This window comes from Yinghuangia aomiensis (assembly GCF_039542225.1).
Classification (GTDB): domain Bacteria; phylum Actinomycetota; class Actinomycetes; order Streptomycetales; family Streptomycetaceae; genus Yinghuangia; species Yinghuangia aomiensis.
The window spans coordinates 39,679-52,514 of record NZ_BAABHS010000021.1; the positions used below are offsets into that span (position 1 = coordinate 39,679).

The following is a 12,836-nucleotide window of genomic DNA, read 5'->3' on the forward strand; positions in this document are numbered from 1 at the left end:
CGGTTCGGTGTCTCCGAGCCCGTCGGGTCAGCCGCACACGTACGGCGTCGGTATCTCCCGGCAGATCACCTTCGACGGCACCACGGGCATCGGGTCGATCCCGTTCACCGTCGGCAACAGCACCGAACGCACCCAGCCGGCGCGCGACGTCTACGCGTTCAGCACCAACGAGCTGAAGATCCTGGACGTGCCCGGCTGCGTGCCCGCCAAGCCGCTGAGCAGCGCCTGGGGCACGACGTTCCGTTGCACCCTGCCCGAGCTGAAGCCGGGCGAACAGCGGTCGTGGACGGCCACGGTGCAGTACGCCCCGGCCATCCGCGCCGACGAACCCCGTGCGGCCCGCGCCGCGGTCCGGCTGCCGCTCGAGGACAGCGCGCTGATCTCCACGTTCTGCGTCGTCGTGGTCCCGCAGGGCGCGACGAACCTCGACGTGGTCCTCGGCCAGGACGGCCCGCTGCGCCTGGCATTCGGCAGCAACGACCCGAACGTCATCGGTTTCACCATCGCCCCCGGCAGCGGAGGCAACTCCGGTGGCTCCGGCGGCGGTTCGCGAGCCGGGTCGGCCGGCGGATCGGGTGGCACGGCAGGCGGCGGCAACGGGGGGAACGGGCCCAACGCGGTCGGCGGGGGCTCAGGTGGCGGCTCGACCGACACCGGTGGCTCCGGCACTTCCGGCAGCCTGCCGAAGACCGGCTTCGTTCCGTGGGGCCTGTCGATGGCAGGCGGTGCGCTCGGCCTGCTGATCCTGGGCACCGCGATGGTCGGCTTCACCCGGATGCGGAGGCGTCGCGACCTGGAGGCGTGAGCGAGGCGCACGACGCCGAGTCGCGGACGGGCCGCCGGGGATCCGGCGGCCCGTCCTGCGTGGTGGGGGGGTGGGATGCGGGTGTAATGGCCGGGGGCGTTGGATCGGCTGGCGAGCCGGGCCGGGACTCGTGCGAGCGGGCTCGGCCTTATTGCAGGTGTGGTGGCAGAGGGACTCTGGAATCGGCGGCCAAGCCGCGCCGAGACTCGTGCGGCTGGGCGCCCCCTTGTCCCGCACTTCCCGCTCCCCCGGCCCCGCTCCCCGCCATGTGCCTCAGCGGGCGAGGCGGTCCAGGACGCGGCGGATCGGGCGGCGCTCGACGTAGTCCGCCAGCGTCCGGTCGCCGCGCACTATCCGCTCGAACGCGCCCCACGCCTTCGGGATCATCGTCACCGCCGTGTGGAACACCTTCGGATGCCGCGCGAACGCGGCCAGCATGATCCGCCCGGCGCGCATCTCGCGCCCGAGCGTCGCCTCGATGCCCGTGCGGTACGCGTCCGCAGCGTCGGCCACCCCCGCGTCGTCGGCTGCGGCCGCCACCGCCGCCGCGGCCTCCCCCGCGGCCCGCCCGGACCGCAGCGCGAACGAAATCCCTTCGCGTGTCCACGGCTCCAACAGCCCGGCCGCGTCACCCGCGACCAGTACACGCCCGCGGGACAACGGCGACCCGTCCGCCCGACACCGCGTCAGATGCCCGGACGACACCGAAGGCCGAAAACCGGCGAGCCCGAGCCGCGCCACGAAGTCCCGCAGGTACTCCCGCGTGGCCTCGCCGTTGCCGCGCGCACAGATGACCCCGACGGTCAGCGTGTCGCCCTTCGGGAAGACCCATGCGTACGAACCGGCCACCGGCCCCCAGTCGATGAGCACCCGGCCGCGCCAGTGCGCGGCCACCTCGGCCGGCACGGGGATCTCCGCTTCGAGACCGAGGTCGACCTGGTCGAAGACGACGCCGACGTACGTGCTCGTACGCCCGGTCCCGTCCGCTCCCACGACTGCCCGCGCCCGCAGCGTCTCGCCGCCGACGAGCGTCACCACGACCCCGTCCCCGTCCTGCTCCAGCCGCTGCACGGTGGTGTCTTCCCGCACCTCGGCCCCGGCCTTCCGCGCTTCGTCGACGAGCGCGGCATCCAACTCGGGCCGATTCACCAACGAGAACACCGGCGCCCCGCGCCGCGCCCGCCGGGTCCGCGACCAGCGCCCGTCCATGGTGAACGTGACCGCCTTGACGTGATCCTTCGCCGGCAGCCGGAACCCGGCCGGCAACGCCTGAGCGGACGGCCCGATGATCCCCCCACCGCACGTCTTGTACCGCGGCAGCACGGCCTTCTCCACCAACAACGTCCGACACCCGGCCGCAGCCGCCGCCAACGCCGCCGAAGCCCCCGAAGGCCCCGCCCCGATCACGACGACATCCCACCCACCCTCACCACGCGCAGGCTCGACGGACGCAGGCAGGGGGGTGGTCGTCATGGGTCAGAAGCCTAGTGGCGCGGGGGTTGGGATCGAGTCATGGCACGGCTCCCACGCGTGGGGGGGGGGAATGTCCGCAGCTGGACAATGTGAGCAAAAGCGAGCGGCCAAGCTGCCGCTGCATGGCAAGCCGCAGTCGATCGGACCAAGTGGACGATGGAAAGGCCAGGCGACCGCGGCTCACCCGGAATGCGGGTTGCACAGCACGCAGGACTCCCAGGAGAACTGACGGAGGCGTGCCCGCTCGACGTGAGTGGCCGTGTCCCCAAAGTCGGTGTTGAGATGGCGCCCGAGGACAACGACGGCCACCCTGCCGGCACCCGCAGCCTTGAGGGCGGATGCCGCGGACTGAGCATGGTTTCCGGTAGTCCACGTGTCGTCCACGAGGAGCACGCTCTCGTCACGCAGGGCCTCGGATGTGTAGCGCAACGAGGAGGCCGTACGGCCGAGTTCGGACGCATTGGGCGCGGCTATGAGCATGTCGCGGTAGCGGTCACGGGTGGCGCCCACCATGACCGAGACCATTGTGCGTAAAGGGTGGTCGACCCGGCCGCTGGTGCTGGGCACGGTCGTCACCACCCTCAGCGCCGGAACCGAGCAGTGGTCGGCGATGCATCGCTCGTGACGGTCGAGGAAACGCCAAAGAACGGCTGCCAGTCCGGTCCGGAAGTACTGCTGCTGAGGCCCCGCGGCGTTCTTGTAGCGCCAAAGCTCGTTGGCGTACTGCTCCCCTTTGAGGGCCAGGCTGACCGGGATCACGGCATCGGCCACTCCCGCCCCCAGGATCTTCCGCGCCTCGCGACAGGGCCAGCAGGTCGCGTACTCCGTCTTGGCAGGGCCCCGGCAGACCTGACACACGCCGGGCCTGGACACCAACGGATGGACAAGGAGTTGGCGTAACGTGCGGACAGTTCCCCGACTGTTGTCACGCGTGTTCAATCCGCCTAGGTCCAGGTCAGTTCGCCCGCCGCTGGAACGAGCGAGTCGATACGCCGGAACACATCCTCGGGCCCGTCGATCACGGTGGTGTTCGGTCGCGCAGCGTAGTCGCGTGCCCATTCGTGCGTCATCAAGGATCGCATGAGGAAGACCCGGCGCCCATGTTCGAGGGCAAGGCGGGCTTGCATGCGGGCACCGCTGCGGTATGCCGCCTCGATCACCACGGTCGCGAGGCTGTATCCGCTCATGACCGCATTGCGCATCGGGAACGACGTCTTGGACGGCGGTGCGTCCGGCCAGAACTGGGAGACGACCAGTCCACGGGTCGCGATCTCCTGCTGCAAACAGGCGTTCTGTGCCGGATAGCAGCGGCGGAGCCCTGTCCCGACGACGGCAACCGTGCGTCCGCCGTGGGCAAGCGCGGCGGTGTGGGCCGCGGTGTCGACACCGGCGGCCAGGCCGGAGACCACGGTAACGCCGCGTTCCGCAAGACCACCCGCGATCGCACGGGCGTGCGCGACTCCCTGCGCCGAGGGTGTGCGCGTGCCGACGACGGCAACCCGCAGATCGTCTTCGGCGACCGCGCCGCGCAGAAACAGGAAGGGAGGGCGCTGGTGAACCAACCGGAGATACAGCGGGTAGTCCTCGTCCAGGATCGTGACGAGCCGCATGCCCTCGCGCTCCCACGCGCAGATCTCGGCCACGATCTCGTCGAGGTCCACGGCAGGTTCGGTGGCGAACAGGGCTCCCTGGCCGTCGGGCCTTTCCAGGACCTCGCGCGCACTCCCCGCGTTCTCGATCCGGTCGGTGACCTCGGACCAGGGGCCGTCCGCCTGTCGCAGCAGTGCGACGAGAGCGGCGCGTTCCAGGTCCTGGTCCATGGCGCAAGTATAGGAACCCGCACCCTCACAGCCGGGCGAACGCCTTGTTGACTCGGTAACCCTGTGCAACCGCCGGGTAGGTCTGGCGCGCCATCAACCGTGCACACATTTCTTTCCATATGATCACCAATCGCCCTACTGCCTCGGCACCATAACGTCGCATCACGCAGTCACGCCCCACCCCCCGGAGCCTCCATGACCCTCGACACCGCCGACCTGGTCGTGGTCGTCGCGCTCTTTGCGTTCGCGCCCATTGCGCGGGCCGGGTTGGAGCGTTGGGGGATGCGGGTGCCGTTGGTGGTGGTGGAGATTGTGTTCGGGATCCTGGCCGGGCCGGCGGTGTTCGGGTGGGTGGCGCCGGATGGGCAGCCGTTGGTGGCGTTGTCGGACTTCGGGCTGGTCATGCTGATGTTCCTGGCCGGGTTCGAGATCGACGTGCCGCGGATCAAAGGGGCCCCGCTCCGGAGCGCGGTCGGGGTGTGGTTTGTGTCGCTCGGGCTGGGGTTGGCGGCCGGGTTGGCGATGACGCTGCCGTTTCACGATCCGTCGACGACGGGCATCTCGGTCGGGTTGGCGCTCACCACAACCGCCCTCGGCACGTTTCTGCCGATCATCCGGGATGCCGGGCTGCTGCCGACGCCGCTGGGGGCGCACGTCATGGCGATCGGGACGGTCGGCGAGTTCGCGCCCATCGTGGCGATCGCGCTGCTGCTCAGCGGGCGGCATCCGGGGGCGACGGTGGCGGCGCTGGCGATCTTCGCGGTGCTGGCCGCGGTGTGCGTGTGGCTGGCGGTCAAGCCGAATCCGCGGTGGCTGGACCGGCTGGTGGTCAAGACGCTGTACTCCAGCGGCCAGCTCGCCATCCGCCTGGCGATGCTCGTCATGGTGCTACTGGTCTGGTTCGCCGACCGGCTGGAGTTGGACAACCTGATCGGCGCGTTCACCGCCGGCCTGGTGCTGCGCTTGGCGCTGGCCGACGCGCCCGAGCGTCTCGTCGAGACAGTGTCGGCGAAGTTGGACGCGATCGCGTTCGGGTTTCTCGTGCCGATCTTCTTCGTGATGAGCGGCGTCAAGTTCGACTTGGACGCGCTCCTGCACGACCCGGGGCTGCTGGCGCGGATCCCCGTCTTCCTGCTGCTGTTCCTCGCGGTGCGCGGCCTGCCGACGTACATCTCCGCACGCCGCGGCGAACTCGCCCCCGAGAGCCGCGAATTGGCGCTCTTCGCGAGTACCGCGCTGCCGCTGATCGTGGTGATCACGACGATCGCCGTGGAGAACGACTACCTGCGGTCCGGCTCCGCGGCCGCGATGGTCGGCGCCGGCATGCTCTCCGTGCTGATCTTCCCGCAGCTGGCGCTGGGGCGGCGGGAAGCCGCACCCGGCACCGGCGAGGGGCAACCCGGAAGCGACGACACCGGCGATCCCGAGGACGAAATCCTCAGAGACCGATGATCCCGCCCCACGTCTTCTCCCACCCGCGGCTCTCGTCCACGCCGACCTCGCGCATGGTGTGCAGCCGGGCCTGGGTCTCGTCGCTGGGGAACATCAGCTCGTTCTCGGCGAGTTCCGCGATTTCCTTGTCCTCGTTCCTGGCGAGGATCTCGCGGGCCGCGGGCACCGGGCAGATGTACTGCACGGACGCGGCCAGCTCGGCGGCCACCTCCGGGTCGTAGTAGAAGTTCATCAGCGCTTCGGCGTTGGCCTTGTGCGATGCCCGGTTGGGGATCATCAGGTTCTCCGACCACAGCTCGGCGCCTTCCTCGGGCACCACGAACTCGATGTCGGGGTTGTCGAGCTGGAGCTGCAGCACGTCGCCGGAGTACGCCATGCACGCGAGCACGTCGCCGGACGCCAGGCCGGACGTGTAGTCGTTGCCGGTGAAGCTGCGGATGTGCTTCTGGTCGACGAGCTTCTGCACGCGCGACATGACCGTGTCGACGTCCTTCTCGGTGAACGCCGTGACGTCCGCGCCCTCGCCGATCATGAGCAGCGTCACGGCCTCCATGAACCCGGAGAACAGCGTCACGCGCCCGGCGAGGTCCTTCGCCCACAGGTCGCTCACGTGCCGCAGCTCGCGGCCGACGAGCTTCTTGTTGTACGCGATGCCGGTGATCCCGGACGCCCACGGCACGGTGTGGTCGCGGTTCGGGTCGTAGCCGGGGCTGCGCAGCGTCTCGGCGAGGTTGGCCTGCACGTTCGGCAGGTTGGCCTTGTCGAGGTTCTGGACCCAGCCGAGGCCGACGAAGCGGGTGCACATCCAGTCGGAGATGACGATGAGGTCGCGGCCCGGTTCCTTGCCGGCCTGGATGGCCGGGTGGATCTTGCCGAAGAACTCGTCGTTGTCGTTGATCTCCTCGGTGTACTTCACCGATATGCCGGTCTGGTCGGTGAACTGGTCGAGAGTCGGGTGCTTCTCCGCGTCGTCCTCGTCGACGTCGATGTAGAGCGCCCAGTTGGAGAAGCGGACGCGCTTCTCGGTCGCGCTCTTGTCGGTGCCGGTGCGCTTGTCCTCGGCCACGTAGGCGGACGGCACGCCGCACGCGGCGAGGGTCCCGGCCGCGGCGAGCGCACCGCCGCCGCGGAGGAAGGCCCGCCGGTCGACGCTCCGGCCGCCGATGCGCAAAGCGGGCAGGGCGCGGTCGCGGATCATGCGGGGCTCCTCGTTCGATGTGCTGCGGCGTTCGCGGGTTGCGCGGGCCGGGCCCGGCGGAGACGGCACACCGGGCCTGGTGCATCCTGCCGCTCTCCGCAAAGGGGGAACAACACGCAGGGTGTCAGCCGTGACGCGGCCGCCTTGACAGCTTGGTCCCGGCCCCGGACACAGCCCGGAAACGGCCGGGACACGGCGACGCCGCCCGGGCCACAAGGCCCGGGCGGCGTCGCGACAAGCAGACCGGCTCCCGTCGGAGCCGGAAGCTCAGCCCTCGATGAACGACATCACGTGCTTGATGCGCGTGTAGTCCTCGAACCCGTACGCCGACAGGTCCTTGCCGTAGCCGGAGTGCTTGAAGCCGCCGTGCGGCATCTCGGCGACCAGCGGGATGTGGGTGTTGATCCACACACAGCCGAAGTCGAGCTTCTTGGCCAGGCGCATCGCGGTGGCGTGGTCCTTGGTCCACACGGACGACGCGAGGGCGTACTCGACGCCGTTGGCGTTGGCGATCGCCTCGGCCTCGTCGGAGAACTTCTGCACGGTGATGACCGGGCCGAAGACCTCCTTCTGGATGATCTCGTCGTCCTGCTTCAGGCCGGAGACGACGGTCGGGGCGTAGAAGAAGCCCCTCTCGCCGACCCGGTGGCCGCCCGCCTCGACCTTGGCGTGCGCCGGGAGGCGCTCGATGAAGCCGGCCACGTGGGCGAGCTGGTTGGCGTTGTTGACCGGGCCGAAGTCCGCGTCCTCGACGTCCGGGCCGGCGGTCTTGAGGCCGTTGGCGGCGGCGGCGAGGGCGGCGACGAAGTCGTCGTGGACGTCCTCGTGCACCAGGACGCGGGTCGCGGCGGTGCAGTCCTGGCCGGCATTGAAGTAGCCGGCGCCCGCGATGCCCTCGGCCGCGGCCGGGACGTCGGCGTCGGCGAAGACGACGACGGGGGCCTTGCCGCCCAGCTCCAGGTGGACGCGCTTGAGGTCCTTGGCGGCGGATTCGGCGACCGCCATGCCGGCCCGCACGGAGCCGGTGATGGAGGCCATCGCCGGGGTCTTGTGGGCGACCATCGCGGCGCCGGTCTCACGGTCGCCGCAGACCACGTTGAACACGCCGGCCGGGAGGATCTCGCCCATGATCTCGGCCATCAGGACGGTCGAGTCGGGGGTCGTGTCCGACGGCTTGAGGACGACGGTGTTGCCCGCGGCGATGGCCGGGGCGAACTTCCACACCGCCATCATCATCGGGTAGTTCCACGGGGTGACCTGGGCGCAGACGCCGACCGGCTCACGCCGGACGAAGGACGTGTGGCCGGCCATGTACTCGCCCGCCGACTTGCCTTCCAGCATCCGCGCGGCGCCCGCGAAGAACCGGATCTGGTCCACCATCGGCGGCACCTCTTCGGAGGCGGTCAGCGCGACGGGCTTGCCCGTGTTGCGGGACTCGGCCGCGACCAGCTCGTCGGCGCGGGCCTCGAAGGCGTCCGCGATCTTCAGCAGCAGGCGCTGCCGCTCGGCGGGGGTGGTGTCCCGCCAGGTCTCGAAGGCGTTGGCGGCCGCGGCCATCGCCGCGTCGACGTCGTCGGCACCGGAGAGGGGCGCGGTGGCGTACACCTCGCCGGTGGCCGGGTCCACGACGTCCATGGTCCGGCCGTCGATCGCGTCGACGAACTTTCCGTCGACGAAGTTGCGCAGGGTCCGCAGTTCGCTCATGTCCCCAGTCTCCTCTGGACTTCACCGGAGTGGTCGTACGCCGGCCCGGACGGCGCGGGAGGATGCCGTGACGTTGCGGTATCCGGGTGGTCGCTCCGCGCGCCCGCGCGGAACCTGCCGTCTTCGCGCCAAGAGTAACCCCAAATCTGTCGGGATCATCAGCATGACCCCGACAGGACAACTGAATCAGTTGCCATCACGACCAAAGTCAACGGATTCCCTTGCGGAAGACCCGATCCATGAGGCAGAGTGACGACGTGGCCAGTCGAGACAGGAACAACGGCGGATCGCTGGACTCCGTGTCCAAGGCGATCATCGAGCAGCTCCAGGAGGACGGACGCCGCTCGTACGCCGCGATAGGGAAGGCCGTGGGCCTCTCCGAGGCGGCGGTGCGCCAACGCGTACAGCGCCTGCTCGACCAGGGCGTCATGCAGATCGTCGCGGTCACCGACCCGCTCACGGTGGGCTTCCACCGCCAGGCGATGGTCGGTCTGCGCGTCGAGGGCGATATCGAGCCGGTCGCGGACATCCTTGCGACGATGGACGAGGTTGATTACGTCGTCATCACCGCGGGCTCCTTCGACCTCATCGCGGAATTGGTCTGCGAGGACGACGACCACCTGCTCGACCTCATCAACAAGAGGATCCGAGCAATCCCCGGAGTACGGAGCACCGAGAGCTTCGTCTACCTCAAGCTCCGGAAGCAGACCTACACATGGGGTACTCGATGACCGAACAGCTCGACACCGCCAACCTTTCGAAGAAGGCGTACGACCACCTGTGGATGCACTTCACCCGCATGTCGTCGTACGAGAACGCGCCCGTTCCGACGATCGTCAAGGGTGACGGCGTCAACATCTGGGACGCCAACGGCCGCAAGTACATCGACGGCCTCGCGGGCCTCTTCGTCGTCCAGGCGGGTCACGGCCGCGCCGAGCTGGCCGAGGTGGCCCGCAGGCAGGCCGAAGAGCTGGCGTTCTTCCCGGTGTGGAGCTACGCCCACCCGAAGGCCATCGAGCTGGCCGAGCGCCTGGCGAACTACGCGCCGGGCGACCTCAACAAGGTCTTCTTCACCACCGGCGGCGGCGAGGCGGTCGAGTCCGCCTGGAAGCTCGCCAAGCACTACTTCAAGCTCAAGGGCATGCCGACCAAGCACAAGGTGCTCTCCCGCACCACGGCTTACCACGGCACGCCGCAGGGCGCCCTGTCGATCACCGGCCTGCCGGGTCTGAAGGCTCCGTACGAGCCGCTGGTGCCGTCCACCTTCCGGGTGCCGAACACCAACCACTACCGCGCTCCGGAGTTCCTCGCCGACGGCTCCCCGGAGGCCTTCGGCCGCTGGGCCGCCGACCAGATCGAGTACGAGATCCTCAACGAGGGCCCCGAGACCGTCGCCGCGGTCTTCCTCGAGCCGGTCCAGAACGCCGGCGGCTGCTTCCCGCCGCCGCCCGGGTACTTCCAGCGGGTCCGCGAGATCTGCGACAAGTACGACGTCCTCATGGTGTCGGACGAGGTCATCTGCGCCTTCGGCCGCCTGGGCACCATGTTCGGCTGCGAGAAGTTCGGCTACGTGCCGGACATCATCACCTGCGCCAAGGGCATGACCTCGGGCTACAGCCCGATCGGCGCGATGATCGTCTCCGACCGCCTCGCCGAGCCCTTCTACAAGGGCGAGGAGATGTTCCTGCACGGCTACACCTTCGGCGGCCACCCGGTCTCGTCGGCGGTGGCGCTGGCCAACCTGGACATCTTCGAGCGCGAGGGCCTGAACAAGCACGTCCTCGAGAACGAGGGCGCCTTCCTGGCCACCCTGCAGAAGCTGCTCGACCTGCCGATCGTCGGCGACGTCCGCGGCAACGGGTACTTCTACGGCATCGAACTCGTCAAGGACAAGGCCTCCAAGGAGACCTTCAACGACGACGAGATCGAGCGCGTCCTCTACGGCTTCCTGTCGAAGGCGCTGTTCGACGCCGGCCTGTACTGCCGCGCCGACGACCGCGGCGACCCGGTCATCCAGCTGTCGCCGCCGCTGATCGCCGACCAGTCGACGTTCGACGAGATCGAGCAGATCCTGCGTTCGGTGCTGACCGAGGCGTGGACCAAGCTCTGATCCGCGCGGAGGTTCGTCCACGGACCGCGTATTTCGCCGCGGTCCGCAGCACTCCCCGGCAATACTGACGAACCCTCACACTGTGCCGTCGGCGCGCCCCTCCGTGGGCCGCGCCGACGGCACAGTCGTACCCGCGCTTCCGAGAGAAGGCCCCGTGGCACTCCCCTCCCCCGGTTCCACCGACCGCACCCGCGTCCGGCGCCTCGGCGAGAAGGCGGTGACCGACCGCGACGTGCTGCACCGCGTGCTCGACGCCGCCCTCGTCGCGCACGTCGCGGTGAGCGACGACCAGGGCCGGCCCTACGTGCTGCCCGTCGCCTACGCGCGCGACGGCGACCGCGTCCTGATCCACGGCTCCACCGGCAGCCGCCTGTTCCGCAGCCTCGCCGCGGGCGCCCCGACGTGTCTGACCGTCACCCTTCTCGACGGCCTCGTGGTGGCCCGCTCCGCGTTCGAGTCGTCGATGAACTACCGCAGCGCGATGGTCTTCGGCGTGTGCGAAGTCCTCGACGGCGACGCCAAGACGACCGCGCTCGACACGCTCACCGACCACCTCCTGCCGGGCCGCCGCGCCGAACTGCGCGCCCACAAGGCGAAGGAACTCGCCGCCACCCTGGTCCTCGCGCTGCCCCTCGACGAGACCTCGGTCAAGATCTCCGCCGGGCACCCCGACGACGACGCGGACGACCTCGACACCCCGATATGGGCCGGAACGGTCCCCCTCGGCGAGACGTTCTACGATCCGATTCCCGCCCCGGACCTGCGCTTCGAGCTGCCGGTTCCCGAGTACGTGAGGACGTGGCGCCGGTGACCGGCTACCGCGATCTGTCCCTCTGGTTCGACACCCTCGACGAGGACGTCACGCCGCGGCCCCGCCTGTCCGGCGACCTCGACGTCGACGTGGCCATCGTCGGCGCCGGTTACACCGGCCTGTGGACCGCCTACTACCTCGCCGAAGCCGACCCGAGCCTGCGCATCGCCGTCCTGGAACGCGAATTCGCCGGCTTCGGCGCGTCCGGCCGCAACGGCGGCTGGTGCTCCGCGCTGTTCCCGGCAAGCCTCGCCAAGGTCGCCCGCACCAGCACCCGCGAACGGGCCATCGCCCAGCAGCGCGCCATGAACGCCACCGTCGACGAGGTCGGCCGGGTCGTCGAAGCCGAGGGCATCGACTGCGGCTTCACCAAGGGCGGCACGGTCATCCTCGCCCGCACCCACGTGCAGACCCGCCGCGCCTGGGACATGGTCGAGGACCAGCACGCGTGGGGCTTCGGCAAGGAGGACTTCCGCTACCTCGACGCCGACGAGGCCCGCGCCCGGGTCGGCGCCGCCGACGTCCTCGGCGGCGTCTACACCCCGCACACCGCCGCCATCCAGCCCGCCAAGCTGGCCCGCGGCCTCGCCGAGGCCGTCGAACGCCGCGGCGTCGCGATCTACGAAGGCACCCCCGTCACCCTGATCGACGACGGCGCCGCGGTCACCCCCTACGGCACCGTCCGCGCCGACGTCGTGGTCCGCGCCACCGAGGGCTACACCCCGGAACTCCCCGGCTTCCGCCGCGACCTGGCACCGGTGTACTCGCTGATGATCGCCACCGAGCCGCTCCCGCAGGACATGTGGGACGAGATCGGGCTCGCCGAACGGGAGACGTTCAGCGACTTCCGGCACCTGATCGTCTACGGGCAGCGGACCTCCGACGGGCGGCTCGCGTTCGGCGGACGCGGCGCGCCGTACCACTACGGCTCGAAGGTCCGCCCCGAGTACGACCGCAACGACCACGTGTTCGCCGAACTGCGACGCGTGCTGCGCGAGTTGTTCCCGGTCACCGCGGATGTGCCGATCAGCCACCAGTGGGGCGGCGCGCTCGGCGTCCCACGCGACTGGTTCGCGAGCTGCGGCATCGACCGGCACCGCAAGCTCGCCTGGGCGGGCGGCTACGTCGGCGACGGCGTCGGCACCACCAACCTGGCCGGCCGCACCCTGGCCGACCTGATCCGCGACCAGTACACCGACCTGACCCGGCTCCCGTGGGTGCAGCACCGGTCGCCGCGCTGGGAGCCGGAGCCGCTGCGCTGGCTCGGTACCAACATCGGCCTGCGCGTCATGACAGCCGCCGACGGCGAGGAAGCCCGCACCAGGAAGAACTCGAAGCTCGCCCACGCGTTCGGACGGTTCCTCGGGCACTGAGGCCCGGCAACGGTCACGGGACCGTACTGCGACGGTGCGGCAAGGGAACCCCCTGCCGCGCCGTCGCACGTTCCGCACCCGGTGGCGCCG

Annotated in this window: 11 protein-coding genes; 6 read left to right on the plus strand and 5 right to left on the minus strand. The window is 69.9% G+C overall.

Features of this window, described 5'->3' with window-relative positions:
• The first annotated feature begins 7 nt into the window (after window positions 1-7).
• Window positions 8-805 (plus strand): hypothetical protein, encoded by a 798-nt coding sequence (locus ABEA93_RS26735; protein WP_345678339.1) that lies wholly within the window; start codon window positions 8-10, stop codon window positions 803-805.
• Window positions 806-1,078: 273 nt separating this feature from the next.
• On the opposite strand, the gene ABEA93_RS26740 is transcribed toward ABEA93_RS26735, so the two are convergent.
• The 3 genes from ABEA93_RS26740 to ABEA93_RS26750 form a co-directional block, all read right to left on the minus strand.
• Window positions 1,079-2,278, minus strand: a complete 1,200-nt coding sequence (locus ABEA93_RS26740; RefSeq protein WP_345678340.1) for a geranylgeranyl reductase family protein — start codon at window positions 2,276-2,278, stop codon at window positions 1,079-1,081.
• A gap of 180 nt (window positions 2,279-2,458) precedes the next feature.
• On the minus strand, window positions 2,459-3,049 hold the full coding sequence (locus ABEA93_RS26745) for a hypothetical protein (RefSeq protein WP_345678341.1): 591 nt from the start codon (window positions 3,047-3,049) through the stop codon (window positions 2,459-2,461).
• 173 nt (window positions 3,050-3,222) lie between these two features.
• Window positions 3,223-4,098, minus strand: a complete 876-nt coding sequence (locus tag ABEA93_RS26750) for a DNA-processing protein DprA (protein ID WP_345678342.1) — start codon at window positions 4,096-4,098, stop codon at window positions 3,223-3,225.
• A gap of 195 nt (window positions 4,099-4,293) precedes the next feature.
• On the opposite strand from ABEA93_RS26750, the gene ABEA93_RS26755 reads away from it, so the two are divergent.
• Entirely contained in the window at window positions 4,294-5,550 is a 1,257-nt protein-coding gene (locus ABEA93_RS26755; RefSeq protein ID WP_345678343.1) for a cation:proton antiporter, read from the plus strand.
• Here the strand turns inward: ABEA93_RS26755 and ABEA93_RS26760 are convergent.
• Window positions 5,537-6,748 carry a polyamine ABC transporter substrate-binding protein gene (locus ABEA93_RS26760; RefSeq protein WP_345678344.1) on the minus strand — a complete coding sequence of 404 codons (1,212 nt, stop codon included), beginning with the start codon at window positions 6,746-6,748 and terminating at the stop codon, window positions 5,537-5,539. The genes ABEA93_RS26755 and ABEA93_RS26760 overlap by 14 nt on opposite strands.
• Before the next feature lie 267 nt (window positions 6,749-7,015).
• Window positions 7,016-8,452, minus strand: coding sequence for a gamma-aminobutyraldehyde dehydrogenase (locus ABEA93_RS26765; RefSeq protein WP_345678345.1), 1,437 nt, complete (start codon window positions 8,450-8,452; stop codon window positions 7,016-7,018).
• A gap of 239 nt (window positions 8,453-8,691) precedes the next feature.
• Between ABEA93_RS26765 and ABEA93_RS26770 the strand changes: the two genes are divergently transcribed.
• The 4 genes from ABEA93_RS26770 to ABEA93_RS26785 all read left to right on the plus strand — a co-directional run bounded on the left by ABEA93_RS26770 (window position 8,692) and on the right by ABEA93_RS26785 (window position 12,746).
• Window positions 8,692-9,183, plus strand: a complete 492-nt coding sequence (locus tag ABEA93_RS26770) for an Lrp/AsnC family transcriptional regulator (protein WP_345678346.1) — start codon at window positions 8,692-8,694, stop codon at window positions 9,181-9,183.
• Window positions 9,168-10,562, plus strand: coding sequence for an aspartate aminotransferase family protein (locus tag ABEA93_RS26775; RefSeq protein WP_345678347.1), 1,395 nt, complete (start codon window positions 9,168-9,170; stop codon window positions 10,560-10,562). Before ABEA93_RS26770 ends, ABEA93_RS26775 begins: the two co-directional genes overlap by 16 nt.
• A gap of 154 nt (window positions 10,563-10,716) precedes the next feature.
• Complete coding sequence (locus ABEA93_RS26780) at window positions 10,717-11,373, plus strand: pyridoxamine 5'-phosphate oxidase family protein (RefSeq protein WP_345678348.1); 657 nt, start codon at window positions 10,717-10,719, stop codon at window positions 11,371-11,373.
• Window positions 11,370-12,746 carry an NAD(P)/FAD-dependent oxidoreductase gene (locus ABEA93_RS26785; protein ID WP_345678349.1) on the plus strand — a complete coding sequence of 459 codons (1,377 nt, stop codon included), beginning with the start codon at window positions 11,370-11,372 and terminating at the stop codon, window positions 12,744-12,746. The genes ABEA93_RS26780 and ABEA93_RS26785 overlap by 4 nt, the downstream gene beginning before the upstream one ends.
• The last annotated feature ends 90 nt before the right edge of the window (window positions 12,747-12,836 follow it).

What these genes read in the sequence shown, in the direction of transcription:
- ABEA93_RS26740 (WP_345678340.1), bottom strand. Translation starts at nt 2,278, where the DNA reads ATGACGACCACCCCCCTGCCTGCGTCCGTCGAGCCTGCGCGTGGTGAG.
- ABEA93_RS26750 (WP_345678342.1), bottom strand. Translation starts at nt 4,098, where the DNA reads ATGGACCAGGACCTGGAACGCGCCGCTCTCGTCGCACTGCTGCGACAG.
- ABEA93_RS26755 (WP_345678343.1), top strand. Translation starts at nt 4,294, where the DNA reads ATGACCCTCGACACCGCCGACCTGGTCGTGGTCGTCGCGCTCTTTGCG.
- ABEA93_RS26760 (WP_345678344.1), bottom strand. Translation starts at nt 6,748, where the DNA reads ATGATCCGCGACCGCGCCCTGCCCGCTTTGCGCATCGGCGGCCGGAGC.
- ABEA93_RS26765 (WP_345678345.1), bottom strand. Translation starts at nt 8,452, where the DNA reads ATGAGCGAACTGCGGACCCTGCGCAACTTCGTCGACGGAAAGTTCGTC.
- ABEA93_RS26770 (WP_345678346.1), top strand. Translation starts at nt 8,692, where the DNA reads ATGAGGCAGAGTGACGACGTGGCCAGTCGAGACAGGAACAACGGCGGA.
- ABEA93_RS26775 (WP_345678347.1), top strand. Translation starts at nt 9,168, where the DNA reads ATGGGGTACTCGATGACCGAACAGCTCGACACCGCCAACCTTTCGAAG.